Annotated in this window: 16 protein-coding genes; 6 read left to right on the forward strand and 10 right to left on the reverse strand. The window is 74.1% G+C overall.

Features of this window, described 5'->3' with window-relative positions:
- Positions 1 to 154 precede the first annotated feature (154 nt).
- Positions 155 to 703, reverse strand: coding sequence for an NUDIX domain-containing protein (locus tag AAH979_RS00145; protein WP_346256110.1), 549 nt, complete (start codon positions 701 to 703; stop codon positions 155 to 157).
- A gap of 111 nt (positions 704 to 814) precedes the next feature.
- On the opposite strand from AAH979_RS00145, the gene AAH979_RS00150 reads away from it, so the two are divergent.
- On the forward strand, positions 815 to 1,924 hold the full coding sequence (locus tag AAH979_RS00150) for an FUSC family protein (protein WP_346256111.1): 1,110 nt from the start codon (positions 815 to 817) through the stop codon (positions 1,922 to 1,924).
- Between the two features lie 59 nt (positions 1,925 to 1,983).
- Here AAH979_RS00150 and AAH979_RS00155 read toward each other — a convergent pair whose 3' ends face one another.
- Complete coding sequence (locus tag AAH979_RS00155) at positions 1,984 to 3,201, reverse strand: GAF domain-containing SpoIIE family protein phosphatase (protein WP_346256112.1); 1,218 nt, start codon at positions 3,199 to 3,201, stop codon at positions 1,984 to 1,986.
- Positions 3,202 to 3,405: 204 nt separating this feature from the next.
- On the opposite strand from AAH979_RS00155, the gene AAH979_RS00160 reads away from it, so the two are divergent.
- Positions 3,406 to 3,738, forward strand: coding sequence for a putative quinol monooxygenase (locus AAH979_RS00160; protein WP_346256113.1), 333 nt, complete (start codon positions 3,406 to 3,408; stop codon positions 3,736 to 3,738).
- 246 nt (positions 3,739 to 3,984) lie between these two features.
- Positions 3,985 to 4,857 (forward strand): LLM class F420-dependent oxidoreductase, encoded by an 873-nt coding sequence (locus AAH979_RS00165; protein ID WP_346256114.1) that lies wholly within the window; start codon positions 3,985 to 3,987, stop codon positions 4,855 to 4,857.
- Between the two features lie 42 nt (positions 4,858 to 4,899).
- Here AAH979_RS00165 and AAH979_RS00170 read toward each other — a convergent pair whose 3' ends face one another.
- The 3 genes from AAH979_RS00170 to AAH979_RS00180 form a co-directional block, all read right to left on the reverse strand.
- Positions 4,900 to 10,377, reverse strand: a complete 5,478-nt coding sequence (locus AAH979_RS00170) for an amino acid adenylation domain-containing protein (RefSeq protein WP_346256115.1) — start codon at positions 10,375 to 10,377, stop codon at positions 4,900 to 4,902.
- Positions 10,374 to 15,515, reverse strand: a complete 5,142-nt coding sequence (locus tag AAH979_RS00175) for an amino acid adenylation domain-containing protein (protein ID WP_346256116.1) — start codon at positions 15,513 to 15,515, stop codon at positions 10,374 to 10,376. The genes AAH979_RS00170 and AAH979_RS00175 overlap by 4 nt, the downstream gene beginning before the upstream one ends.
- Before the next feature lie 246 nt (positions 15,516 to 15,761).
- Positions 15,762 to 16,427 carry a TetR/AcrR family transcriptional regulator gene (locus AAH979_RS00180; protein ID WP_346256117.1) on the reverse strand — a complete coding sequence of 222 codons (666 nt, stop codon included), beginning with the start codon at positions 16,425 to 16,427 and terminating at the stop codon, positions 15,762 to 15,764.
- A 162-nt stretch (positions 16,428 to 16,589) separates the two neighbouring features.
- Here AAH979_RS00180 and AAH979_RS00185 point away from each other — a divergent pair, with 162 nt between their 5' ends.
- Positions 16,590 to 17,834 carry a DUF418 domain-containing protein gene (locus tag AAH979_RS00185; protein ID WP_346256118.1) on the forward strand — a complete coding sequence of 415 codons (1,245 nt, stop codon included), beginning with the start codon at positions 16,590 to 16,592 and terminating at the stop codon, positions 17,832 to 17,834.
- 119 nt (positions 17,835 to 17,953) lie between these two features.
- Positions 17,954 to 18,469, forward strand: coding sequence for a nucleoside-diphosphate kinase (locus AAH979_RS00190; protein ID WP_346256119.1), 516 nt, complete (start codon positions 17,954 to 17,956; stop codon positions 18,467 to 18,469).
- Between the two features lie 153 nt (positions 18,470 to 18,622).
- On the opposite strand, the gene AAH979_RS00195 is transcribed toward AAH979_RS00190, so the two are convergent.
- Genes AAH979_RS00195 through AAH979_RS00210 form a run of 4 tightly spaced genes read right to left on the reverse strand, consistent with a single transcriptional unit; the run spans position 18,623 to position 22,831 of the window.
- Positions 18,623 to 19,189: an ATP/GTP-binding protein gene (locus AAH979_RS00195; RefSeq protein WP_346256120.1), complete on the reverse strand. Its 567-nt coding sequence runs from the start codon at positions 19,187 to 19,189 to the stop codon at positions 18,623 to 18,625.
- A 34-nt stretch (positions 19,190 to 19,223) separates the two neighbouring features.
- Positions 19,224 to 19,610 carry a DUF742 domain-containing protein gene (locus AAH979_RS00200; protein ID WP_346256121.1) on the reverse strand — a complete coding sequence of 129 codons (387 nt, stop codon included), beginning with the start codon at positions 19,608 to 19,610 and terminating at the stop codon, positions 19,224 to 19,226.
- Positions 19,611 to 19,619: 9 nt separating this feature from the next.
- Positions 19,620 to 20,039: a roadblock/LC7 domain-containing protein gene (locus AAH979_RS00205; protein ID WP_346256122.1), complete on the reverse strand. Its 420-nt coding sequence runs from the start codon at positions 20,037 to 20,039 to the stop codon at positions 19,620 to 19,622.
- A gap of 53 nt (positions 20,040 to 20,092) precedes the next feature.
- Entirely contained in the window at positions 20,093 to 22,831 is a 2,739-nt protein-coding gene (locus AAH979_RS00210; protein ID WP_346256123.1) for a nitrate- and nitrite sensing domain-containing protein, read from the reverse strand.
- A gap of 360 nt (positions 22,832 to 23,191) precedes the next feature.
- Between AAH979_RS00210 and AAH979_RS00215 the strand changes: the two genes are divergently transcribed.
- Positions 23,192 to 23,872, forward strand: a complete 681-nt coding sequence (locus AAH979_RS00215) for a GNAT family N-acetyltransferase (protein ID WP_346256124.1) — start codon at positions 23,192 to 23,194, stop codon at positions 23,870 to 23,872.
- A 30-nt stretch (positions 23,873 to 23,902) separates the two neighbouring features.
- Here AAH979_RS00215 and AAH979_RS00220 read toward each other — a convergent pair whose 3' ends face one another.
- Positions 23,903 to 25,030, reverse strand: coding sequence for a pectate lyase (locus tag AAH979_RS00220; protein ID WP_346256125.1), 1,128 nt, complete (start codon positions 25,028 to 25,030; stop codon positions 23,903 to 23,905).
- Between the last annotated feature and the right edge of the window lie 570 nt (positions 25,031 to 25,600).

Genomic DNA, 25,600 nt, shown 5'->3' on the forward strand with positions numbered 1-25,600 from the left:
GGACCCCCAATCTGCGGAGAGAGGTGTTCATCGCCGAGCAGAATACCGCCTCCGGCAGCGGCGGGCCAGACAGGCGGCCGGTCGGTGCTCGGCCGGGCGGGGCCCGGCCAGGCGCGACCTGACCGGCCTCGAATCCGCCGGTGGACGGCTCAGATCAGTCGCCAGCCGGTGTCGGATCCGGCCCGGCCGATCCGGGTGGCCGGTTGGCGGCCAGGAACTCGGCCACTACCTGGGTGTGGGTAGCGAAGGCCAGCTCCGCCGGCTCGGTGAGCACCAGCCACTCGGTGGACTCCTCGGTCGGGGCGGAGGCGGGCAGCGACTCGGCCGGCCGCGCCGGCAGTACGCCGAAGATCAGGATCGTGCCACCCGCCGGCACGCTGTGCACCGCGTACAGTCTCGCGGTCTCGGCGTCGGCGACCAGGCCGGTCTCCTCGCGGAGTTCCCGCACCAGCGCGTCGCGCCAGTCCTCGCCGTAGTCGATGAAGCCGCCGGGCAGCGCCAGCAGCCCCCGGCCCGGCTCGATGTCGCGGCGCTGCACCACCACGCCGATGCCGTCGGCGGTCAGCACCGGCAGGATCGCCAGTGCCACCGGGGACGGGTTGCGCCAGGTGGTCTGGCCGCAGTGGGCGCAGACCCGGGGCCAGGCAGGCGCCGAATAGGCGGTGCCACAGTACGAGCAGTGCGAGTGCAGGACACCGGTCACGGCGAGCAGGCTACCGGCCGAGGCGGTCGGCGACGACGGGCGCCAGCGGCGGAGGGGCCGGGCAGCGGATATCGTGCGGGCAACGATCGCAAGGGACGAGGTGTTTCTCCGGTGGGTTGGCTCCGGCCCGTCGCCGACCGGCTGCGCCAGGGCTGGCTGCCGGTGGTCGAGGCGACGCTGGCCGCGACCGCCTCCTGGGCGATCGCGGCGGCGGTGCTCGGCCACCCGCAGCCGTTCTTCGCCCCGGCGGCGGCGCTGATCGTGCTGGGCCAGGCCCGGGGTCAGCGGATGCGCCGGGCCGTGGAGGTGGTGCTCGGGGTCGCCGCCGGGGTACTCGTCGCCGACCTCGTGGTGCAGGCGCTCGGCCGGACCACCTGGACGGTACTCACCGTCGTGCTGCTGACCGTCGGGCTCGCCACGGCGATCGGTGCCAGCAACGTCACCGTGGTGCAGGCCACGGTCTCCGCCCTCTATCTGGTGACGGTGCCGCCGTCGACCGACGCGCTGGTGCCGTTCCGGTTCGTCGATGCGCTGATCGGCGGGGTGGTGGCACTGGCCGCGAGCCAGCTGGCCAGCGCCCGGCAGCCGCTCGCCCCGCTGCTGGCCGAGTCGCGCCAGACCTTCGCCGCGCTGGCGGAGCTGCTCACCGAGATCAGCGAGGCGCTCGACCGCCGCGACGAGCCGGCGGCGCTGGCCGCGCTCGACCGGGCCCGCGGGCTGGACGCCGCGGTGGACCGGCTCCAGACGGCGGTACTGGCCGCCGGGGAGGCGCTGCGGCTGCACGTACGGCGGCGCCGGCACATCGGGCGGGTACACGCGCTCAACGCGTCGAGCCGGCAGGTCGACTACGCCGTACGCAACCTGCGGGTGCTGGCCCGGGCGGGGGTGGCGCTGACCCGGCTGCCGGTGGCCAGCCCGGCGGAGCTGGGCGAGGCGCTGCGGTCGCTCGCCGAGGCGATGCGCTGTGCCGGCGAGGCGCTCGCCGCCGACCTGAGCGGGCAGGACGAGGCGGCCGACCGGTACGCCGAGCAGACCGACGCCGCCGCCCTGGACGCGGTACGCACCGCGGGGCGGCTGCTCACCCGGAACCCGGCGCTGCCGATCATCATGATCGTGGGTCAGATCCGGGCGACCGCGATCGATCTGCTCCGCGGTGTGGGCGCGGACGACGTCGCGGTGCTGGGCCGGGTCGACGAGGCCCTCGGCTTGCCGCCGTTGTGAACAGGACGGCTTGCCGCCGTTGTGAACGGAACGGGGTGCCGCCGCTGTGCGCGGAGCGGCTATCCGGCGGGTGGGTGGCGGCGCAGCGCCAGCAGTGCCACGTCGTCGACGGGCTGTTCGACGCCGAGCGCGGCCATGACGGTCGCGCAGGCCGCCTCGGCCGGTCCGGGCCGGACCGCCGCCCGCAGCCGCTCCAACCCGATGTCGATGAGTTCGCCCCGACGTTCGACGAGCCCGTCCGTGTAGCAGACCAGCAGGGCGCCCGGCGGGAAGTCGACGGCGATGCTGCGGCGGGGCCTCGGACGCCCGGTGCCGAGCGGCAGGTCGACGGGGAGCGACATGGTGTCCGTCGGCTGGCCGGTCCGGGCCAGCATCGGCGGCAGGTGTCCGGCGAGCGAGACGCGCAGGCGAGTCCGATCCGGGCTGACCAGCGCGTAGAGCACCGTGGCCAGCTTGCCCGCCTCGAAGTGCTGGATCTTGCGGTCGAGTCGGGTCAGCGCGTCGGCGGGATCGTCGCACTCCAGGGCGTAGGCGCGCAGCGCGCTGCGTAGCCGTCCCATCACCACCGCTGCGGGAAGGCCGTGCCCGGATACGTCGCCGACCACGATGCCGAGCCAGCCGGAGGGGAGGGTGAAGACGTCGTACCAGTCGCCGCCGACCCCGGTGTGGTGGCCGGGCACATACCGGGCGGCCATGTCGACGCCGGGCGCCTCCGGTAGCCGGGTGGGCAGCAGGCTGCGTTGCAGGGCGAGCGCGGCGGTCCGGTCGATGGTGCCCAGCCGGGCCTGGCTGGCCAGGCTCGCGCGGTCGGCGACGAGTTGCAGCAGCTGGATGTCGTCGGCGCCGAACCGACGCCGGGCGAGGGTCCCGACGTGCAGCACGCCGACCAGTTCGGAGCCGGCGAGCATGGGTACGCCGAGCATCGACCGGATGCCCTTGTCGTGCAGGATCGGGTTGACCACCTCGGCCGGGGTGACCCGGTCGAGCACCACCGGACGTTTCTCCTGGGCGACCCGGCCGGCGAGCCCCCGGCCGAGGGCGATCCGGAAACCCTGCGGGACCTCTTCCTCCAGTCCCTTCGCGGCGGTGGCCACGAGCTGCTGGGCGTGCTGGTCGAGCAGCAGGATCGAGGCCGTGTCGACCCCGAGCAGTGCACAGACCCGGGCGAGCAGTTCGTCGAGCAGGTCCTCCACGTCGAGCCGGGACAGCGCGGAGTCGGTCACCGCCTCGATCCGGCGCAGCCGTTCGTCCGCTCCGGAGTCGTCCGCCTCGATCACCGGGAAAGCCTAGCCCCTGCCGTGTCCGGCGGGACCCTGGTCGACGGGCGGTTCGGCGCGGGTCTGTCGCGGGACAGGCAGACGCCGGCTATACCGGAGAAAAGCCGCGATCGGCGGCAAGTGGGCGTACGGATACCGGGGCACTAGGATCTGCGGGCGCGACCCCGGTCGCGGGTGCCCGACCAGCCGTACGAGGAGATCCAGATGATCTTTATCACCGCGAAGTTCCGAGTGCTGCCGGAGTACGCCGACAGGTGGCCCGAGATCGCCGGCGAGTTCACCCGGGCGACCCGTGCCGAACCCGGTTGCCTGTGGTTCGAGTGGTCGCGCAGCATCGACGACCCGACCGTGTACGTCCTGGTCGAGGCGTTCCGGAACGGTGACGCGGGTGCCGCGCACGTGCAGTCGGAGCACTTCCGGCAGGCGCAGGCAACCCTGCCGCCGCACCTCGCCGAGACGCCGAAGATCGTCAACACCACGATCCCGCAGGACGGCTGGTCGATCCTCGGCGAGATGACCGTACCCGAGCGGAGCTGAACCTCCGACCCGGCCGGGACGGTGCGACCGGCGCCGCCCCGGCCCGGGCCGACCGGCGCGGCGGTCAGCCGCGCGGCCCGCTCTCCTCCTCGACCAGGTCCCGGCGGTAGCCGTAGTAACCGGTCCCCGGCCATCGTGACTTCTCGGCGCGGCTGGTCGGTGAACCGAACCGACCCGGCTGGCGGGCGGTTAGGGTTGCGGGGGATATGTCCGTCGCGGCATGTTGAGAGGAGACGAGCGGACGTCATGCGGCTTGGCCTACAGATTCCCAACCTGACCTGGCCGAACGGGCCGGCGGGGCTCGGCGCCGACCTGGCCGCCGTGGCCCGTACGGCCGACCGGGTCGGGTTCGACTATCTCGCCATGATGGACCACTTCTTCCAGATCCAGACCGTCGGCCCGCCCGAGGCGGAGATGCTGGAGGCGTACACCACGCTGGGCTTCCTCGCCGGGCACACCGAGCGGGCCACCCTGCTCACCCTGATCACCGGGGTGCACCACCGGCCGCCGGGGCTGCTCGCCAAGATCGTGACGACCCTGGACGTCCTCTCCGGCGGGCGGGCCATGCTCGGCATCGGCGCCGGCTGGAACTCCGAGGAGTCCCGAGGGCTCGGCTTCCCGTTCCCGCCGGTCGCCGAGCGCTTCGAGCTGCTTGAGGAGACCCTGCGGTACCTGCTCCAGATGTGGTCCGACGACGACGGGCCGTTCCCTGGCCGGCACATCCGGGCCGAGCGGCTGCTGAACTCCCCGCAGCCGCTGAGCCGTCCCCATCCGCCGATCATGATCGGCGGTGGTGGCGAGAAGAAGACCCTGCGGCTGGTCGCCAAGTACGCCCAGGCGTGCAACCTGTTCAACACCCCGGAACTGGAGCGCAAACTGGCCGTCCTGCGCGAGCACTGCGAGCGGGAGGGCCGCGACTACGCCGAGATCACCAAGACCGTCTACCAGTTCATGGACATCGGGGAGAACGGCGAGAAGACCGGCCAGCTCCTCGACGAGCTGCGCCGGCTGCACGACCTCGGCTTCGACGTGGCGATCGGCGCCGTGCCGCAACTGCCCCGGCTGGACCTACTGGAACGGATCGGCGCCGACGTCATCCCGGTGGTACGCCAGTTCTGAACCCCGCCGACCCAACCGGTCGACCCGGCGGGCCAGCGGGGGTCAGCGCGCCGGGCGGGCGTCGAACTCCCGTTGCAGCGCGTCGAGGTCGTCGTCGATCTCCGCTCCGGCGACCCCGTCCGGCAGGTCGTCCTCCAGCCGCCGCAGCGGCCGGTACGCCAGCCCCGCCGCGCTCCAGAGCATCAGCAGCGCGCCGGTGCAGACCAGCAGTACCGCGATGGCCGGGCCGGCGCCGCCCGGCACCAGCGGGTCGACGACCCGTTCCGCGATCGCCGGCGCGGTGACGAAGCCCAGCGGCATCATCGCCGCGGCCAACATCTGGTTGACCGCCAGCACCCGCCCCTGGAGGTCCTGCACCACCTTCACCTGGATGATCGAGATCCAGTGCGCGTTCAGGATCGACAGCGACGCCCAGTAGAGGAACAGCCCGGCCGCGACCAGCGCCGGCTCGGGGCGTACGCCCATCAGCACCGTGCCGAGGCCGACCGGGATGGTGAAGCCGACCATGCCGACCGCCAGCCGCCGGGTACCGCCCCAGACCACCATGGCCAGTGCGCCCACCGCCGCCCCGAGCCCGCCGATCCCGGTGACCAGGCCCAGGGTGGCCGGTGAGCCGAAGTCGAGCACCAGCGGGGTGACCAGGACCATCGCCACCGCCAGCAGGTAGTTCACCGGCACGTAGAAGACGATCATGACGATCATCGGGCGGCGCCGGGCGATGAACCGCCAGCCTCCGGCGAGCGCCCGGCCGAAGGTCTCCTCCCGGCGCCGGAACAGCCGGTCCGGGAAGCGGACCACCAGCAGCGTGCCGACCGCGACCAGGAAGCAGGCCACGTCCAGCGCGACCACACCGGGCAGGCCGAGCGCGGTGATCAGCACGCCACCGGCGAGCGGGCCGAGCAGCGTGCCGACCCCGGTGCCGAGGTTGGCCAGCGCGTTCGCCTGTGGCAGGTACGGCTTCGGCACCAGTTGCGCGGTCGCGGCCAGGTACGCCGGCCGCTGCACCGCCGTGGCGAGCGAGCCGACCGTGACCGCCAGCATCACCTGCCAGATCCGCAGCTCGCCGAGCCAGAGTTGCAGCGCCAGCGCGCCCATCGCGACGGCACCGGCCAGGTCGGCGCCGAGCATCACCCGCCGCCGGTCGAAGCGGTCGGTGACCGCGCCGCCGATCGGCGCGGCGAAGACCGCCGGGACCAGCGCCAGCATGGTGATCATCGCGAAGTCGAGCAGCCGGCCGGTCTGCTGGTAGACCCAGACCCCCAGCGCGAACGCGCTGAGCTGGCTGCCCACCATCGAGACGAACTGCCCGCCAGCGAGCAGTCCGAACGCCCGCAGGTTGCGCCGGGTCTCCGCCCGGGCCAGCAACTCCGTCCCGCCGGCCGCCGGCAACCTGCCTGCGCTCCAGGCGCGCAGCCGCGCGGCGACCAGCTCGCCCAGCCCGGTCGCCTGGTGCTTCAGGAAGTAGTGCCCGGCCCGGGGGATGGTGGCCAGCTCGACGCGCTCGGCGAAGGCACCCCACTCGCGGTACCGCTCGGCGTACAGCTCGGTGCTGCGGTCCCGTTCGCCGACCACGGCGAGGACCGGGGCGCGCAGCCGGGGTGCGTCCGGCTCGCCGAGCCGATCACTGAACCACGCCTCGGCGTCCCGGGCGTCGTGCCGCAGCGCCCGCAGCATGGTGGCGGTGTCGGCGGCCGCCTCCGGGGTGTCCGCGACGTCCTCCAGCCCGCCCATCACGGTGAGGAAGTTCCGGTACGCCCGGTCGGAGAGCCACCGGTCGGTCGGGAAGAGCCGGCCGATCCACCGGGACAGCCGGCCGGGCAGCCGGGCCATCGGGAAGCTCGCCCCGAGCACCAGCCCGACCACCTCCCGGCCGTCCCGTTCCAGCCGCTCGGCGAGCGCCAGTGCGGCGGCGGTGCCGACACAGTGGCCGTAGACCAGCAGCGGGCCGGGGACCGCGTCGAGTTCGGCGGCGCACCGGCGTACCAGGTCGGGGAGCGGGAGCAGCGGCTCGTCCGGGCGGGCCGGGTCGTGGCCGGGCAGCTCGACCGCGTACACCTGGGTGCCGGGGTGGGCGGCGGCGAGCGCCTCGGCGAAGGGCTGCAACGCGGCCGCCGAGCCGCCGCCGTACGGGACGCAGACCGCGGTCAGCGTTGTCGCAGTGCCCGGCGGCGGCCCGGCGAGCCGGTGCAGCAGTCCCGCCTCGGCGCCGCCGTCCAGCCCGTCCAGGTACGTCCCGAGCAGCGCGACCGTCCGGTGGGTGAACAGGTCGATCACCCGCAGCCGGGGGTCGATCGCCCGGGCGGCCCGGACCGCCGTGAACGAGTCGCCGCCGAGGGCGAAGAAGTCGTCGTCGGCACCGACCCGCTCGGCACCGAGCAGCGCGGTCCAGACGGCGGCGATCCGGTGCTGGGTGTCGCCGGTCAACGGGGTGTGCCCGGCCGCGACCGGGGCCGGCAGTGCGGCCCGGTCCACCTTGCCGTTCGGGTTCAGCGGCAGCGCGTCGAGCACCACGTACGCGGTCGGGATCAGGTGGTCGGGAAGCTGCCCGTGCAGCGCGGTACGGACCGCCGCGACGTCGAGTTCCGCGTCCGGGTGCCGGACCAGCCAGGCCGCGAGCTGCCGCCGCGGCTCCTCGCCGACCGGCAGCACGTACGCGTCGGCGACCCCGGGCACGGCCCGGCAGGCGGCGGCCACCTCGCCGGGCTCCACCCGGTAACCCCGGATCTTCACCTGGTCGTCGACCCGGCCCAGGAAGTCCACCGTGCCGTCATGGCGGACCCGCACCCGGTCGCCGGTCCGGTAACAGCGTTCGCGGCCGTGCACCGGGTCGGGGACGAACGACGCCGCGGTCGCCTCCGGACGGTGCAGGTAGCCCCGGGCCACCCCGGGGCCGCCGACGACCAGTTCGCCGGGTACCCCGGCCGGCAGCGGGCGTCCGGCCCGGTCCACCACGTACAGCCGGGCGCCGGCCAGCGGCCGGCCGAGCGGCAGGTTGCCGTCCCGCCGGGACTCCGGCACCTCGTCGGGGTCGCAGGCGAGCACGGCGACGGTGGTCTCGGTCGGACCGTAGTGGCTCTGCACCGCGAGGTCCGGCCGGGCCGCCCGGACCCGCGCCACCAGCTCCCACGGGCACGCCTCGCCGGCCAGCACCAGCAGCCGGCCGGGCAGCACCCCGGCCAGGTCACCGTGCGCGTCCAGCAGGCGGAGCTGACTGGGTACCAGCTTGAGCACATCCACCCGGTGCCGGCCGAGGTAGCCGGCGAGCGCGGCCGGATCCAGCGAGGTCTCCCGGTCCACCAGGTGCAGCGTGCCGCCGGTGACCAGCGCGCCGAGCAGGCAGGTCAGCCCGAGATCCGCGGCGGCGGTGGAGACGAGCGCGAAGGACGCCCCGCCGCTCGCCGCCGGGCCGAGCCGGTCGAGTACCGCCCGCAGGTAGTGCACGATCGACCGGTGCGGCACCGCGACGCCCTTCGGGGTGCCGGTGGAGCCCGAGGTGAAGATGACGTAGGCGAGCCGGTCCGCCTCGTCCGTCGCGCCCGCCGTCCCGTCCACCGGTCCGGCCGGCTCCGCCGTCAGGGCCGGGCCGGGGGGCGTGGCCGGATCCGGCGCGGGGTCGGGATCGGCGACGGCGCCGTCGACGAGTACCACCGGCAGCAGCCCGGCCCCGGCGGCGCTGCCGGAATCGTCGACGAGCCTGGCCGCCAGCTCGGGCTGGGTGACCACGACCCGCCCGCGCACGGCGGCCAGCATGGTCCGCACCCGGGCCGCCGGATAGCCGGGATCCAGCGGGAGGTACGCCGCGCCGGCCCGCAGCGCGCCGAGCAGCCCGACCACCAGATCGGTACTCCGCTCGACCCAGACCGCCACCGGCTCGTCCGCGCCCACCCCGGCGGCCCGGAGCCGGCGGGCCAGCAGCTCCGCCCGGCGGTCCAGCTCGGCGTAGCTCAGCACGCCGTCCGGCCCCACCACGGCGGGTGCCGCCGGGCGCTCCGCGATCCGCCGCTCGACCAGCGCGGTGAGGGTGGTCGCGTCGTCGGTCCAGGTCGGCGCGGGCCCGGTGAGCAGCGGTCCCGGCACCGGTGCCAGCGGAAGTGCCGGTACCGGCCGGTCGAGGTCGGCGACCAGCCCGCCGAGCAGCGTGGTGAACCAGCCGACCAGGGCCTGCACCGTACTCCGGTCGAAGAGCGCACTGCGGTAGCCGAGCCAGCCGGGCAGCGGGCGCCCCGGCCCCGGGTCGACGACGTTGAGGCTCAGGTCGAGCTTTGCCGTCGGCGTGTCCAGCTCCACCGCCTCGGTGCGCAGGCCGGGCAGCCGGACCGCGCCGAGCGGGTCGTCGTAGACGTTCACCAGGGTCTGGAACAGCGGATGGGCGCCGGCCACCCGTTCCGGACGGACCTCGGTCAGCAGCTCCTCCAGCGACACGTCGGCGTGCTCGATGGCGTCCAGCACCGCCGTACGGGTCCGGGCCAGCAGCTCCCGTCCGGTCGGCTCGCCGGACAGCTCCGCCCGGACCGGCACCGTACGCACGAAGCACCCCACCACCGGCTCGGTCTCCGGGTGCCGCCGACCGGCGGAGATCATGCCGACCGCGAGGTCGTCGGTGCCGGCGAGCCGGGCCAGCAGCGCCTGCCAGGCGGCGAGCAGCACCATGAACGGGGTACTGCCGGTCTCGGCCGCGGCCCGGCGTACCCGGTCGGCGAACTCGGCGGGCAGCTCGACCGGTACCCGGTCGCCGGCCGACTCGGCCACCGCCGGACGGTGCCGGTCGGCCGGCAGCGGGAGTACGGCCGGCAGCCCGGCGAGCCGCTCCCGCCACCAGTCCAGGGTGGCGGCGGACCGGGCCGGGTCGGCGCGCCGTCGTTCCCAGGCGACCACGTCGGCGTACTGCAACGGTGCCGGTGGCACGGCCGGAGCGGCACCGGTCCGTACGGCGTAGCAGGCGGCCAGGTCGGTGACGATCAGGCGCAGCGACCAGGCGTCGACCGCGATGTGGTGGAAGGTGAGCGCGAGCAGGTGGTCGTCGTCGGCGAGCCGGTAGAGCACGGCACGGGTCGGCAGATCCCGGTCCAGCGCGAACGGCTCGGCGGCGGATCGGGCCAACCGGTCCCGGACGACCTCCTCCGGGCACTCCTGCGTGGACAGGTCCACCACCTCGACCCGGAGTTCGCCCACCGGCCGCGGTACGCAGACCGGCACACCGTCGGAGGACTCGACGACGCTGCGCAGCACCGCGTGCCGGCCGACCAGGTCGACGACCGCCCCGCGCAGCGCCTCCGGGTCGAGCGGGCCGCGCAGCCGCAACCCGGTCGGGACGTTGTAGGCGGCGCTCTCCGGCTCGTACTGGGCGGCGAACCACATCCCGGTCTGGCTGCCGGAAAGCGGCACCGGCGCGTCCGGGTCCGGCCGGCGCGGGATAGCGGGCGCGGTCCCGGCCTGGCGGGCCCGGGCGAGCCGCTGTGCCAGCCGGTTCCGCAGCTCCTCGGCGTTGCCGGCGGCCGGCCGGGCCTCCACCCCGGTCACCGCCGCCACCCCTCGGCCACCGGGCCGGCCCCGTTCGGCGACGGCGTCGCGGGTGCCGGCACGGCCCGGGACGGCGGCGCCGCCCCGGCACCTCCGGCCAGCTCCACGGGATGCGCCGGCTCCACGGGATGCGCCGGCTCCACCGGACGCGCCGGCTCCACCGGCTCCGACGGGTCGAGGTCGGCCTGGTCGTCGAGGGCGGCCAGGTCGGCGAGGACCAGCTCCTCGACCCGGGCGGCGTAGTCGGCCAGCCGGGGATGCTGGAACAGCAGCGGTACCGCGATGTCGCAGCCGAGCTGCTCCCGGAGCCGGCCGGTGAGCCGGGTGGCCGCGAGCGAGTGCCCGCCGACGGCGAAGAAGTCGTCGTCCCGACCGACCTCCGGGCGGTCCAGCACGACCGCCCAGAGTTCGGCGACGAACTTCTCCATCTCGGTGCGCGGGGGTGCCGGCGGTGCGGTCGGTCCGGCCGGGGCCGGCAGGGCGGCCCGGTCCACCTTGCCGGCCGTGGTCAGCGGCAACCGGTCCAGTACCGTCCAGCGCGGCGGGACCATGTAGCCGGGCAGCCGGCTCCGGGCGTGCCCGGCCACCGACTCCGGATCGAGGCCCGGGTCGCCGACCAGGTAGGCCGCGAGGTAGGCGTCCGGCCCGCCCGGCTCGACGATCGTCACCGCCGCGTCGGCCACCGCCGGGTGGCTCCGGAGCACGGTCTCGATCTCCTCCAGCTCGATCCGGTAACCGCGCAGCTTGACCTGGGTGTCCCGCCGGCCGAGGTAGTCGAGTACGCCGTCCGGCCGCCATCGGGCCAGGTCACCGGTGCGGTACCGGCGGCCGCCCGGTGCGTACGGGTCGGTGTCGAAGGCCGCCGCGCTCAGGTCCGGCCGGTTGCGGTAGCCCCGGGCCACCCCGGCGCCGCCGATCCACAGTTCCCCCACCACGCCGGGCGGGGCGAGCCGGCCCGCCCGGTCGAGCACGTAGAGCCGGGCGCCCCGGATCGGCCCGCCGATCGGCACCGGCCCGGCGATCCCGGGCGGGATCGGATGGCAGGTCACCAGGACGGTCGCCTCGGTCGGCCCGTACCCGTCGAAGAGCTGGCCGACCACCTTGGTCAGCTCGTCGGCGAGGCCCGCGTCCAGCGGCTCCCCACCGCTGATCACCCGGACCTCCGGGCCGCCGCGCCAGCCCGCCGCCAGCATCAGCCGCAACGTCGACGGGGTGACCAGCATCGCCGTCACCCCGGTCGCCTCGACCCGGGCGGCCAGGGCCGGACCGTCGACGGCGGTGTCCCGGCCGACCACGACGGTCCGGGCCCCGACCATCAGGGCCAGCCACAGCTCGAAACAGGAGAGGTCGAAGGAGAGCGGGGCGACGGCCAGGAAGACGTCGGCCGGGCCGTACCCGGGATCGTCGCCCATCGCCGCCAGATAGCCGGCCAGGTTGCCGTGGGTGACCTCCACGCCCTTCGGCCGCCCGGTGGAGCCGGAGGTGTAGAGCACGTACGCCAGCGAGTCGGCGGTCGGCATCGGCGGCAGCGGGACCCCGGCGGCGGCCGGTACGGCGGTCACGTCGACCGGCCGGACTCCGGGCAGCCCGGCGACCGCGGCGGTGGTGGCCGGGGTGACCAGGACGAGTCGTACCCCGCCCTCGGTCGCCTGGTGCCGGAGCCGGTCGACCGGCTGGTCCGGCTCCAGCGGCAGGTACGCGCTGCCGGCCCGGAGTACGCCGAGCAGCGTCGCCGGCAGCAGGTGGTCCCGGGGCAGGCAGACCCCGACCGGCGCGTCCGGCCCGGCACCGAGCGCGACCAGGTGCGCGGCGACCCGCTCGGCGTGCGCGGCGAGGCCGGCGTAGTCGAGGGTGCCCGCCGGGCCGACCACCGCGACCGCCTCCGGGGTGGCGGCCGCCCGCGCGAAGATCGCCGGCAGTACGGTCGGCGGGGTCTGGGCCGGCACCGGGCCACCGTCGCCGACCCGCAGCAGCCAGCTCCGTTCCGCGTCGTCGAGCAGCGGCAGTGTCGAGACCGGCCGGTCCGGCTCGGCGATCGCCGCGCCGAGCAGCCGGAGCAGCCGGTCCGCCATCCGTTCCCCGTCGGCGGCCTCGAACCGGTCGGTGTCGTACTCGACGTGCAGTTCGGGGCCGTCCGCGCCGGCGTTGACGTAGACGGTCAGCTCGTTCTGCGCGGCGGCGGTGTCCAGCTCGCCGAGCAGGCGTACCGTGCCGCCGTCCTCGGTCACCTCCATCGGCAGGTCCTCCGGCTGCACCGAGAGCACCACCGGGGTGAGTCCGGCACCGAGCGGGCGTACCACGCCGGTGAGCCGGGGCAGGTCGCCGACGGCCACGTCCCGGTGCGCCAGTACCTGCGCGGTGTTCGCCGCCACCCGGGCGGCCAGGCCGGCGAAGGAGGGGTCGTCGGCGCAGTCGACCCGGACCGGGAGCACATCCATCAGCGCGCCGATCAGCCGGTCCAGCCCGGGCCGGTCGCGGTTGGCGGCGGCGACGCCGAGCAGGGTGTCCGGCCGCCCGGTGAGCCCGTCCAGGAGCACGACCAGGGCGGCGGCCCACATCGCGTACGGGGTCAACCCGTCCCGCTCGCCCAGCGCCGCGATCCCGGCCCGCAGCCCGGAGTCGATCGGCCGGACCACCCGGCGCCCGGCGTGCCGGCTCGGTCCCCGCCGTGGCTTACCCGGCAGGTCGTACGGCGGAACGACACCGTCGAGTGTGGATTCCCAGAACCTCTCGACGGCCGGTCCGGCGCCCGATCGGGCCCGTTCGTCCGCGACCGCCACGTCGGAGACCTGCACCGGCAGCGGCGGGAGTGCGGCAACGGGATCGGTGCCGGCCCGGACCGCCGCCAGGGCGACCGCCAGGTCCCGCATCAGCACACCGATCGACACGCCGTCGAACCCGGTGTGGTCGACCGCGATCGCGAGTTCGGCCCGGTCCGGCCCGGTCCAGAGCACGCCGACCCGGATCATCGGCACGTCGCCGGCCAGCTCGAACGGCTGGGCCGCGAAGCCGGCGGCCAGCCGGCGCCGCTCGTCGTCCGGGCGTGGGTCGCCTCGGCGCCCCGGCGCCGCCGAACCGGTGGGCCCGTTGCCGGTGGACGGGTCGTCCGCCGTGCCGGCTCGGCCGGTGGCGCCGTCCCGGTCCGTCAGTTCGGTCACCGGCACCGGGACGGGCGGCGACACCACGGCGTACGGGCCGTCGTCGCCGTCGAGGATCCGGGTGCGCAGCGACTCGTGCCGGACCACCAGGGCGGCCAGCGCGGCCCGAAGCTGCTCCACATCGACCAGCCCGGTGACCGCCAACCGGAGTCCCACGGTGGAGGCCCACGGCGTGCCGGTCACCTGGCGCAGCATCCAGAAGACCCGCTGCATGTCGGTGAGCGGATGCCGGTCGCGGTGCTCCCGGACCGGCACCGGCCGGGCCCGGTCCGGAGCCAGTTCCCGGGCCAGTTCGGCCACGGTCGGCGCGCCGAGGAACCGGCCGAGCGGCACCGCGACCCCGTGCTCGTCGGCGACCCGGGCCAGCAGCCGGGCGGCGGCCAGCGAGTGCCCGCCCAGCTCGGTGAAGCGGTCGTGCCGGCCGACCCGGGACACCCCCAGCACCCCGGCCACCAGCCGGGCCAGCCCGGCCTCGGTGTCGCCCTGCGGCGCGACGTACGCCTCGTCGTCGGCGCGGGCGAACTCGACCTCGGGCAGGGCGGCCCGGTCCACCTTGCCGGTCGGCCCGAGCGGCAGCCGGTCCAGCACCGCGATCCGGGACGGGACCATGAAACCGGGGAGCCGCTCGCGCAGGTACCCGGTCAGTTCCGGCTCGGTCACCGGCGCGGACGGCTCGACGTAGCCCACCAGCCGGCGGGTCCCGTACGGGTCGACCGGGGCCAGCACCACGGCGGAGCGTACGTCGGGGTGGCCGGCCAGCGCCGCCTGCACCTCGCCCGGCTCGACCCTGAACCCGCGTACCTTCACCTGGTCGTCCCGCCGGCCGACGAACGCGTACCGGTCGTCGTGGTGCCGGATCAGGTCGCCGGTGCGGTAGTGCCGCCGGCCGTCCCGCTCGACGTAGCGTTGGGCGGTCAGCTCGGGCCGGTGGAGGTAGCCGGTGCCGACCCCCGGGCCGGCGATCCACAGCTCCCCGGACTCGCCGTCGGCGACCGGGCGGCCGTCGTCGTCCCGGATCGACAGCACCGCCCCGGCGATCGGCCGGCCCAGGCAGGGTTCGCCGCCCGGCGGTACCTCGTCGGCGAGTACCGCGGTGGTGGTCTCGGTCGGCCCGTAGATGTTGACCACCCGGCGCAGCCCCGGGTTGGCGTACGCCCGGGCGCAGAGCGCCGAGGTCAGCACCTCGCCGCCGAAGGTGACGGTCCGGACCCCGGCCGGCAGCGCGCGGCCGAGCAGGACGGAGAGTGCGGACGGCGGCCCGCAGAGCATCGTCACCTCGTCCCGGGCCGGCAGGTCGGGCAGTGCGAAAACGGTCTCGGCCAGGATGACCGTGCCGCCGGTGACCAGCGGCGCGAAGATCTCCAGCACCGAGAAGTCGAAGCAGACCGAGGCGCCGGCCAGGCTGCCCCGCAGCTCGTCCGGGCCGTACGCGCTGGCGGCCCAGCGCAGGAACGCCATGGTGTTGCGGTGGGCCAGCGGCACTCCCTTGGGCTGCCCCGTGGAGCCGGAGGTGTAGAGCACGTACGCCAGATCGTCGGGTCCGCCCTCGACCCGGCGCCGGACCGGCTCGGCGGGCAGTTCGGCGACGTCGAGTACGCCGACGCCGGCCGTCGCCGCCAGGGCGGTGCTCGACTCGTCGCAGACCACCAGGCGCAGCCGGGCGTCCTCGGTGATCAGCCGGAGCCGGTCGGCGGGATAGCCGGGATCGAGCGGCACGTACGCCGCGCCGGACTTGAGTACGCCGAGCAGCGCCGGGACCAGCCAGGCGGTCCGGGGCAGGCAGACGCCGACCAGATCGCCCCGGCCGACGCCCCGGGCACGCAACGCCGAGGCGACCCGCTCGGCGCGGATGTCGAGATCGGTGTAACTGAACCGATCCCGGTTCACGACGAGGGCGGTCGCCGTGGGCGACCGCCCTACCTGTGTTTCGAACGCCTCGTGGATGAGTCCGGCGGGTGCCTGCTCGGCCTGGAGCGACAACGGCGTCCCCTTTCGTTCGCCAGCAACGGTTCACGTCTGTGGCGGTGACGGATGCCTCGCCGTGGTGGTGACCACGCCGGCCGATCTTTACACAACTGGACCAGCGCCGAGTGGCCGTGCGACAACGCTGGGCAACCGGCAGCAAACCGGGAAAGTGCGGCGTCGCCGTACCGGAGACGGGTTATCGCCATTCATTCGGCTATCGGTCGCATTGGCGCCCCGCCCGGTGCGCCAATGCCTCGGCGTCTACCGTGGCCCGCCGTCAACCGTCGCGCGGACCCGGGCCGCGGTCCGAGGGCCGGCCGGTCTGATGCCGACGGCGGGCAGGATCGCCTGGTCCACGATGGCGGCGAGCACCTCGTCGCCGGGCAGGTGGTCGTTGTCGGTGCTGTACTTGAGCACCAGTGCCTCGCCGATGTCCATCACCACCGGGGTGAGCAGCGCGGGATCGACCTCGCCCCGGGTGGCGTAGTGCCGCAGGACGGTACTGGTGAAGGTGCCACCCCGGGCGTCGAAGACCCGGGTGTACAACGCCGCCACCAGGTCCGGGTGGCGGTGCCGCTCCATGATGATCGCCACCACGGCGGTGGCGGCCGGGGTGGTCATCCAGGCGACGAGTTGGCGCAGCGCGCGGATCAGGTCGCCGCGCAGGTCGTCCGCGCCGGGGGACGGTACCTCCTGCGGGTGCGCCTCGTGCAGCGCGTCGAGCAGCAGTTCGCGCGGAGAGGACCAGCGCCGGTACAGCGACGTCTTGGCGGTGGCGGCCTCCTTGGCGATGCCTTCCATGGTGAGCCCGCCGACGCCGACCTCGGCCACCTGGCGGAGCACCGCGGCGTGGATGGCCCGGACCAGTTCGTCGCCGCGCCGCCGGGTCCGCCGCTCCGGCTCCGGGCCGGCTTCCTTCTCGCGCATGCTGCCTCTCCATTAAGAAACGCTTGCGTATCTTATCTGTCGTAGGTTAGATACGTATCCGTAGCTAATCGTCGCAGTCGACTCGGCGATTCTGCCGTCCGCCGGCCGATCCCGGCCTGTCGCGACCTGCCCTGCCCACATTCCTGGACCAACGGGGGAACCATGTCCAGCCTCTCCGGCCCCACCGACCTCGTCGCCCCGCCCCGGACATCCGGGCCGCCGGCCGTTCGATCCCTCGCCCCCGACCTCGCCCGGGGGGCGATGCTGCTGCTCATCGCGCTGGCCCACGCCCACATGTACCTCTACGGCCACGAGACCCTGTTCCGGGGCTACCGCACCGACGGCGGCACCCTCGACCGGGTGGTCGCCGGGCTCCAGGTGCTCCTGGTGGACGGCCGGGCGCTGCCGATGTTCGCCGCGCTCTTCGGCTACGGGATGGTCCGGCTGGCCGACCGGCGCGCCGCGTCCGGCGCCGACTGGCCGGAGGTACGCGGCCTGCTCCGCCGACGCAGCCGCTGGCTGATCGTGTTCGGCTTCGTACACGCGCTGCTGCTCTTCTTCGGCGACATCCTCGCCACCTACGGCCTGCTCGGGCTGGTGCTGGTCGGCATGCTCCGGGCCCGGGACCGTACCCTGCTGTGGGTCGCCGGGCTCTGGACACTGGTCTTCGTCGCGGTCTCCGTCGTGCCGCCGTTCGGGATCATCGAGAACGGTTCGACACCGCTGCCAACCGGTTACGACTCCCCGCTCGCCGCGATCGGCCCCCGGGTCGGGACCTGGGCGGTACTCGCCCCGATGCTGGCGCTGGACGTGGTCACCCCGATGCTGCTCGGCATCTGGGCCGCCCGGCGCCGGCTGCTCGACGAGCCCGGCCGGCACCGGCGACTGCTGGCCCGGGTCGCGCTGGGCGGGATCGGCCTCGCAGTGCTCGGCGGTACCCCGCTGGCGCTGATCGACGCGCGGGTCTGGACGGACTGGAGCGCCGCCAGCGCCGTACCGGCGTACGTCCTGCACAGCCTGACCGGCATCGGCGCCGGCCTCGGCTACGCCGCGCTGGCCGGCCTGGTCGCGCACCGGCTCGGCACCGCACCGGGCCGGCGCGGTACCCCCGGCCCGGTGGTCACCGCGCTCGCCGCCTGCGGGCAGCGCTCGCTCACCTGCTACCTGCTCCAGTCGGTGGCGTTCGTGGCGCTCTTCTCGCCCTGGACCGGCGGGCTCGGCGGGCGGCTCGGTGACGCGGCTGCCTCGGCGGTGGCCCTCGGCGTCTGGCTCGGCACGGTGCTGCTCGCCGAACTGATGCGCCGGGCGGGGCGGCGCGGCCCGGCCGAGGTGCTGCTCCGCCGGCTCAGTTACCGGCACACCCCGCTGGCCGCCGCCGGCCCGACCGGGCCGGCGACCGGGCGGTAGCGCCGAGCCGGGTGAACCGGGCCGACTACTATCGTGCTCTCAGCGGCCTGTCGCTGGAGCGGGCGCCCGACGGCCAGGTGTCGGGCTCCCGGGCGTCCAGCTCGTGGAGGCCCGACCAGATGATCGAGGAAGGGGCCCCGGTGGCGGCCATAGAACGTACTCTTGTCCTGCTCAAGCCCGACGCGGTCGCGCGGGGGCTGACCGGACGCCTGGTCCAGCGCTTCGAGGACGCCGGCCTGAAGATCGTCGGCATCAAGATGAAGCAGATGGACGCGGACTTCACCCGCCGGCACTACTTCGACCTGGAGGAGCGGTTCGGCAAGGGCGTCTACGACGCCACCGCCACCTACATGCAGCAGGGGCCGGTGGTGGCGCTGCTGCTGGAGGGCGTCGAGGCGGTGGCGAACGTCCGCCGCATGATCGGCCCGACCTTCCCCGGGCAGGCGGCGCCGGGCACCATCCGGGGCGACTTCGCGCACATGTCGAAGGCGTACGCCGAGGCGACCGGCAAGGCCATCGCCAACCTGGTGCACGCCTCCGGCAGCGTCGACGAGGCGAAGTACGAGTCCGAGCTCTGGTTCGGCGCCGACGAGCAGTTCGACTATTCGGGCCTCGCCGAGCGGTACGTCTTCTGACCTGCCCGGTCAGCACCCTCCGCCGGGGCGGCCCGGCGGAGGGTGGGCCCGGGGGTGGCCGGCGGGACGTCCGGCCACGGCTGGGGGTGCGACTCGTCCGCGCCGTGGCGGACGAGTGCACGACGGGGCCCGGGAACCGTCCCGGGTGGCGGCTCAGCCGGCGGCGGCCGCCGACATCGCCCGGTGGCTGCGCATCGCGTGTTCGAGCACGGCGATCAGCACCTCCTTGCCCGACTCCCGACTCCGGGCGTCGCAGAGCATGACCGGTACGCCCGGGTCGAGGCTCAGCGCCTGGGTCACCTCCTGGAGCTGGTACTGCCGGGCGCCCTCGAAGCAGTTGACCGCCACGATGAACGGCGTGCCGTGCTTCTCGAAGTAGTCGACCGACGGGAAGCAGTCGGCGAGCCGGCGGGTGTCGGCGAGCACCACCGCGCCGAGCGCGCCGAGCGCCAGCTCGTCCCAGACGAACCAGAACCGGTCCTGCCCGGGTGTGCCGAAGAGATAGAGCACCAGGTCGTCGTTGATGCTGATCCGGCCGAAGTCCATCGCCACCGTGGTGGTGGTCTTGGCCTCCACCCCGGAGAGGTCGTCGACGCTGACGCCCTCCTCGGTGAGGAGTTCCTCCGTCCGGAGTGGACGGGTCTCGCTGACGGCGCCGACCAGGGTGGTCTTGCCGACGCCGAAGCCTCCCGCGATCAGGATCTTGACGGCGGTCGGCATCGGTTCGCCGGGCGTCGGAGTCCGGTCGGCACCGTCAGAGTGCGCGTAGCCCATTTATCACCTGTTCAAAGATGCTGTCATCGGTCAGGACCGGTGCCGGCCGTGGCTCGAACACCCGGACGAGCTGTCGTTCGAGCAGATCACCGAGCAGCACCCGGATGGTGCCGAGCGGCAGGTCCAGGTGCGCCGCGACCTCGGCGACCGAGAGCCGCCGCCGGCAGAGCGCGACGATCGCCAGGTGTTCCGGCCCGAGCCCGATGTCCTGGGCGGAGACCGTCCGTACCGTGCTCACCTGTGAGATCAGGTCGAACTTACCGGTCACCGGCCGGGCTCGACCCCGGGTCACCGCATAGGGCCGGACCACCGGGCCGGCGTGCTCGTCGACCCAGTGGATTTCCGGAGGCTCCTCGTACTCGGTCATGGCCGGGAGTCACTGCCGTCGGACCGGCGCGTCGGGTGCCCGGCTGCTCGACGCGAGGTACTTGCCGGCCCGGGTGACCAGCATCGCCATCTCGTACGCGATCAGGCCGACGTCCGCGTCCTCGGACGCGAGTACGGCCAGACAGGCGCCGTGTCCGGCCGCGGTGACGAAGAGGAACGCCGAGCGCATCTCGATGATGGTCTGCTGCACGGGCCCGCCGCCGAACCGCTTGCCGGCACCCCGGGCCAGGCTCTGCACGCCGGAGGCCACCGCGGCCAGGTGCTCCGCGTCGTCCCGGTCCAGCTCCCGGGACGAGGCCATGAGCAGCCCGTCGACGGAGAGCAGGATGGCGTGCTGGGTCTGTTTCACCCGACTGACCAGGTCGTCGAGCAACCAGGTCAGGTCGAGGTTCGACGCTGTCTTCTGCACGGGTTCGTCCCTCTCTCTACCGGTGATATCGCCATCTCGGACACGGTGCGCGGTCAGTCCTCGGGCGGAGCCGATCCGGTGCCGTCGTCCAGCGGGCGCGCGGCGTCGGACCGTCCGCGCCGGGTGCCCGATTGATAGGAACTCATCATCCGGCGGATCTGTTCAGGAGTACGGGGGGCGTGGTCCTCCGCCGGCTCCGGTTCGGTCCGGTCGTCGCCGTCGCGCAGCGGCGCGGCGAGGTTCGCCTGCCGGACCCGGACCGGCAGCCCGGACGGAGTCAGCGAGGCCGATCCGCTCGCCGGACCCGGCCCGGCCTCCGGCGAGGGAGAGCCCGCCGGCCGGGACGATCCGGTCCCGGCCGGTGGGGCGCCGGTACCCGGCCGGGCGTCCGGCGACACCACATCGGACGGCCCGGTAACCTGCCGTGGGGACCGGGAGGCAAGTCCGGACCGCGCCGTCGGCTCCGCCGGTCCCGGGAGCGCCGCCGGCCCGCCAGATTTCGGGAGCATCGTCGACCCGGCCGACCCGGGGAAGGCCGTAGCGTCCGGCTCCGCCGCGCCGACCTCGGGCCGGGGCGGGGCACGGTCGGGCCGGAGGGCCGGAAGGTCCGGCGACGGCGGTGCGAGGCCCGGGGCCGGTGGCGCCAGGTCGGGCTTCGGCGGTGCGCCCGCCGGCCGCCCCGGTGTGTCGAGCGGGCTCCCGGCCACGGGCCACTCGACAGCCCGGCGCGACTGCTGCGCCGGATCCGGCTCCAGGCCCAGGCCCGGGCGTTGTCCCGGCTCCGGCCCGGGCGGGAGTACCGACTCCCGCTCCGCCAGGCGACCGATCTCCCGCCCCGGCGGTCGCCGTACGCTGCCGCCGATCGCGCTCGCCGCGAGTCGCTCGACCGGCATCGAGCCGGTGGTCGGCTCGCCCTCGGCGCCCCGGTCGGTGATCAGGTTCAGCGGGAGGAGTACCACCGCTGTGGTGCCGCCGTACGGCGACTCCTTGAGCCGGACCCGTACGCCGTGCCGCTCGGTGAGCCGGCTGACCACGTACAGGCCGAGCTGGGCGGCGCCGCCGGTGAGGGTGAACTCGTGCTGGGTGGCGATCCGCTCGTTGGCGGCGGCCCGATCCTCGTTGCTCATGCCGAGCCCGCGGTCCTCGATCTCCACGGCGTAGCCGTTGGCGACCAGTTGACCGCTGACCTGCACCCCGGTGTGCGGGGGAGAGAAGGAGAGCGCGTTCTCGACCAGTTCCGCGATCAGGTGGATCACGTCGCCGACCGCCCGGCCGGCGAGATCCACCGCGCCGACCGGTAGCACGGTGACCCGGGCGTAGTCCTCGACCTCGGCCACCGCGCCCCGCAGTACGTCGATCATCGGGACGTTCCGCCGCCAGGCCCGGCCCGGGGTCGAACCGGAGAGCACGATCAGGTTCTCCGCGTTGCGCCGCATCCGGGTGGCGAGGTGGTCCACCCGGAACAGGTCCTCCAGCTCCTCCGGGTCGTTCTCCCGGCGCTCCATCGCGTCCAGCAGGGTGAGCTGCCGGTGGATCAGCGCCTGGGTACGCCGGGCCAGGCTGAGGAAGATGTCCCGTACGCTGCGGCGCAGCTCGGCCTGTTCGACCGCGGTCCGTACGGCGGTCTCCTGGGCGACGTTGAACGCCTGGGCCACCTGCCCGATCTCGTCCGGGCCGGCCTCCAGCGGCGGTGCCTCCGTGCCGACGTCGACCCTTTCGCCCCGGCCCAGCCGGCCGACCAGGTCGGGCAGCCGCTCGTTGGCGAGCTTGAGGGCCGCCTCGCGGAGCCGTTCGAGCTGGCGCACCATCGACCGTGCGGTGTTCACCGAGATGACGACGGCGACCAGGCCGAGGATGGCCATGATCAGCATCCGTACGATGGTCCCGATGGCGCCGGGCGTGGCGGCCTTGACCACCTCGTCGCCGCCGGCGATCTGCAACCGGAGCAGCTCCTGCAACCCGGGGTCGATGGTGTCGCGCCATTCGCCCGCCGGAACCGCCGGGCGGCCGTTCGGCCGTCCGTTCAGGACGATCCGGTCCTCGGCCGCGCGCAGCCGGGCGAGCGGTCCCTGCTGGAGTGCCTGGCGGTAGCGGTCCTGGTCGGCCCGGGGCAGGTCGGCCATCGCCTCGTCTGCGATCAGCCGCCCGGTGCCGATGAGCTGGATCACCCGGGCGTGCTCGGCCGGGCTGATCCGGTTGGCGGCGTACGCCCCGGCCAGCAGCGCGTCGGTCTGGGAGGCCAGCTCCCGCGCCTTGGTGAACCGGATCAGGTTCTCGACCCGGCGGTCGATGTCGCCGGCGTCGAGGTTGCCCAGCGAGCCGTACATCCGGAAGATCGTGTCGATCGCCTCGGTGAACGCCTGCGCGGCGGCCAGCCGGTCGATGCGGCGGGCGTCGATCGCCTCCCGGACGGCGGCCAGCCCGTCGAGCCTGGCCAGTGCCTCGTCGACCCGTCGCTCCAGTTCCGGCCGCGCCGCCAGCTTCGTGAACCAGGTCTGCGTCTCGGCACGGAAGATCGCCACGTCCGCGCGTACCTTGCGGCGCTCGGTCTCCAGCGGCTCCCGGGCCGGTGCCTCCGGTGCACCGAGGTAGCTCAGCGAGATCCGCCGCTCGTTCTGCAGGTTCAGGATCAGCGGTTCGCTCGGGGCGTACACCTGGGCCTCGAGAGTCTGCACCCAGACCAGGTTCAACCCGTCGCGGAGGGTGACCCATGCGCCGAATGCCCAGAGCGCGGTCAGGGTGACCAGCAGGGCGACAACCTTGGTACGCAGGCGCGAAGCACGAAAGCCCATTACACCGTCCCGTGCCGGTCGAAGGCCGAATGATCGACTACTCGCCATGTTCTGGCGTCGCGGGCGCCCTGGGTCGCATCCACGATCTTTGAGTACCCGGCGCACGCTAGCAGCGCCCGGTGTGATGCCTCAACCCCCGGTTTGAACGAAGATCGCCTTTTTGGCCCCTCCCGGGCGGTTGGCCTGCTGATCAGAGGCTGACCGTGGCTCTGCCCGTCCGGGTGTGTCCACTCCGGCCGGTCCCGCCGCCGGGATCGCCCCCGGCATCGGCAGGGGGCCGGATCCCATTGATAATCTTCGTTGAGATTGGGTTGACCGGGCGGGGCCTGTCGGGGCCGGAAATGGATCGGGGGCGGGTGCATGCTCGACCAGCGGCTGCATCACCATCTGGTGACCTGGCTGGGCCAGTGGCCGGCCGGTGGGTCGCTGGACGTGGTCGGCTCCGAGCGCCGGATCCAACCGGGCTGGGACGGTGAGCCGCATCCGGTCGTCGGGGTCGGCAGCCCGCTCGGGGTCGTACTCTCGGTGCCGCCGGCCCGGGCCGCCGCCGTACGCGCGCTCGGCGCCCGGCCGATCGCGGCGCTGCTGGCCGAGTTGCCCGCCGTGCTGGGCCTGCCCGGCTGGGTGGGCTACCGGGCGGTGTTCCGCTACACGCTCGCCCCGGCACCGCTGGCGGAGCGTGGCGAGTGGGTCGACGCCGCGGATCCGGTGGTGCCGCCGTGGCTGCGGCCGTTCGGCGGCGAGGTGCTGGTGGTGCGGGACTCCGATGGCGGCTACCTCGCCGGGGTGGGCATCAAGCGGCACGACGGCTACGGGCACGAGATCGCCGTCGGCACCGAGCCGGCGGGCCGGGGCCGGGGCCTGGCCCGCGGGCTGGTGGCGCAGGCGGCCCGGCGGGTGCTGGACGAGGGCGCGGTGCCGACGTACCTGCACGATCCGGGCAACCTCGCGTCGGCCCGGGTCGCCGAGGCCGCCGGGTTCGACGACCGTGGCTGGTCCGGCTACGGACTGGAGAGGGCGGTCCAGCCGACGGCCTCGTGACCCGGGTCTGTCTGATCAGGACGGTGGAGTTCAGCCGCAGACCTTGCCCACCCCGACTCCACCGGAGACCGTGCCCGGCACACTGGCCGGCGGGTCCACGGTGTACGGATAGAACCCGCGCGGCTCGACCACGGTGCCGGCGGTCTGCGGGGTACCCGAGTTGACGTAGACGTTGTTGCGCTCCACCACCCGGCCGGGGCCGCTCTTGTCGTATCCGACGTAGATCGGGTGCGCCACGTTCTCGAAGTAGTTGCCCTCGACCATCAGGCCGGCGTCCTCGGTGGAGGCGATGCCGTAGAGCGCGTTGTTCCGGTAGTAGTTGTTGAACACGTGCACCGGGTCGGCGAACCGCACCCGGGGATGCCGCTGGTCCGTACCGTCGAAGAAGTTGTGGTGGTACGTCACCCGCAGCTTCCCGACGTCTGCGGTGTACGTGTCGGAGTGGCCGACCAGCGACGACTTGCTGTGGTTGTGGAACCTGTTCCAGGAGACCGTCACGTAGTCCGACTCCCGCTTGATGTCGAGCAGGCCGTCGTATCCGTCGGAGAGGTCGTTGTGGTCGATCCAGACGTGGTGGGCCTTGTTGGTGACGCTGATCGAGTCGTCCTCGGCGCCGGTGAACCGGATGTTCCGGATGATCACATTGTTGCCGGGCCGGGTGGTGGAGCCCATCTGGAGGCCGCCGCCGGTGATCTCGGCGGTGCTGCCGACACCGAGGATGCTCTTGTTCGCCACCACGGTCACCATGTCGTCGAGCTGGATCCGGCCGGAGATCCGGATGATGTGCGGCCCGGGACGCCCGGCGTAGTCCGCCAGCGCCGCGGCGCTGGTCACGGTCACCGTCGGTCCGCCCGCGCCACCGGTGGTGCCGTTGAAGCCGAGGGCGTTGACCGAGGCGAACCCGATCGGGGCGTCCGTACACAGGATCGTCGCGTTGCCCGCCGGACCGGTCCGGTCGAAGGGTCCGGCCTGGGCCGGCCCGGCGGCGCCGGGCGAGGCCAGCGCGAGTACCCCGACCAGCCCGGCGGCGAGCCTGGACCGGTGCCCGGCGGCTGGACGCCGACGGGTGGCGGGATGGGACGGGAGGGTGGGCGGCCGGTGGGCGGCCCGCCGGGAGGTGGGTCCGGGGTGCGGGCCACCGAGGCGTCGAGGTGTCATCTGCGATCTCGGTTTCTCGATACGCGTCGCCACCCGGGCGACGCGGGCGTGGCGGAGACGGGTGGGGGAGTGCGCGGTGCGCTCGGGGGTGGTGGTGCCTCCGCCCGGATGGCCGGACGGGTCGGGCGGAGGCGGGAAAGCGCTTTCCTGATCCTCACCATAGATCCCCCACCGACGTTCGTCAATGAAGCCCGGCATCGGTCAGTACCCGGGAGATCCCGCCGGATCGCCGTCATCCGCGGACCGTGGACCCGCGCCGGGTCCACGGTCCGCGTCCTCTCCCAGGCCGAGGTCCAGTGGTGACGCCGCTCGCGATGCTGGTAACGCTACGTATCCACTCCGGATACGACAACCCTGCGGCGGCCTCGTCCGAACTGGCCGTTCGGCGGATTTGACCTGGTATGGAGCACCGCATCCGAGGGCCCGTAGTTGTCAGGCTGGGATCCGCCGGCGGCCCGGTCAGGGACAGGTCACGGGATGCCGGCGTGAAGCGCCGCATCCGTAGCGCGGCCAGGCAGGTGCTGGTGTCGCAGGCGATCGTGTGGACGCACGCTTGGTGGTGCGCAGCCC

It is taken from the genome of Plantactinospora sp. ZYX-F-223 (assembly GCF_039649625.1).
Lineage (GTDB): Bacteria > Actinomycetota > Actinomycetes > Mycobacteriales > Micromonosporaceae > Plantactinospora.

Coding starts and splice junctions, on each gene's coding strand:
- AAH979_RS00220 (WP_346256125.1), bottom strand. CDS start 25,030: ATGACACCTCGACGCCTCGGTGGCCCGCACCCCGGACCCACCTCCCGG.
- AAH979_RS00160 (WP_346256113.1), top strand. CDS start 3,406: ATGATCTTTATCACCGCGAAGTTCCGAGTGCTGCCGGAGTACGCCGAC.
- AAH979_RS00165 (WP_346256114.1), top strand. CDS start 3,985: ATGCGGCTTGGCCTACAGATTCCCAACCTGACCTGGCCGAACGGGCCG.
- AAH979_RS00200 (WP_346256121.1), bottom strand. CDS start 19,610: ATGACCGAGTACGAGGAGCCTCCGGAAATCCACTGGGTCGACGAGCAC.
- AAH979_RS00215 (WP_346256124.1), top strand. CDS start 23,192: ATGCTCGACCAGCGGCTGCATCACCATCTGGTGACCTGGCTGGGCCAG.
- AAH979_RS00185 (WP_346256118.1), top strand. CDS start 16,590: ATGTCCAGCCTCTCCGGCCCCACCGACCTCGTCGCCCCGCCCCGGACA.
- AAH979_RS00210 (WP_346256123.1), bottom strand. CDS start 22,831: ATGGGCTTTCGTGCTTCGCGCCTGCGTACCAAGGTTGTCGCCCTGCTG.
- AAH979_RS00195 (WP_346256120.1), bottom strand. CDS start 19,189: ATGCCGACCGCCGTCAAGATCCTGATCGCGGGAGGCTTCGGCGTCGGC.
- AAH979_RS00190 (WP_346256119.1), top strand. CDS start 17,954: ATGATCGAGGAAGGGGCCCCGGTGGCGGCCATAGAACGTACTCTTGTC.
- AAH979_RS00180 (WP_346256117.1), bottom strand. CDS start 16,427: ATGCGCGAGAAGGAAGCCGGCCCGGAGCCGGAGCGGCGGACCCGGCGG.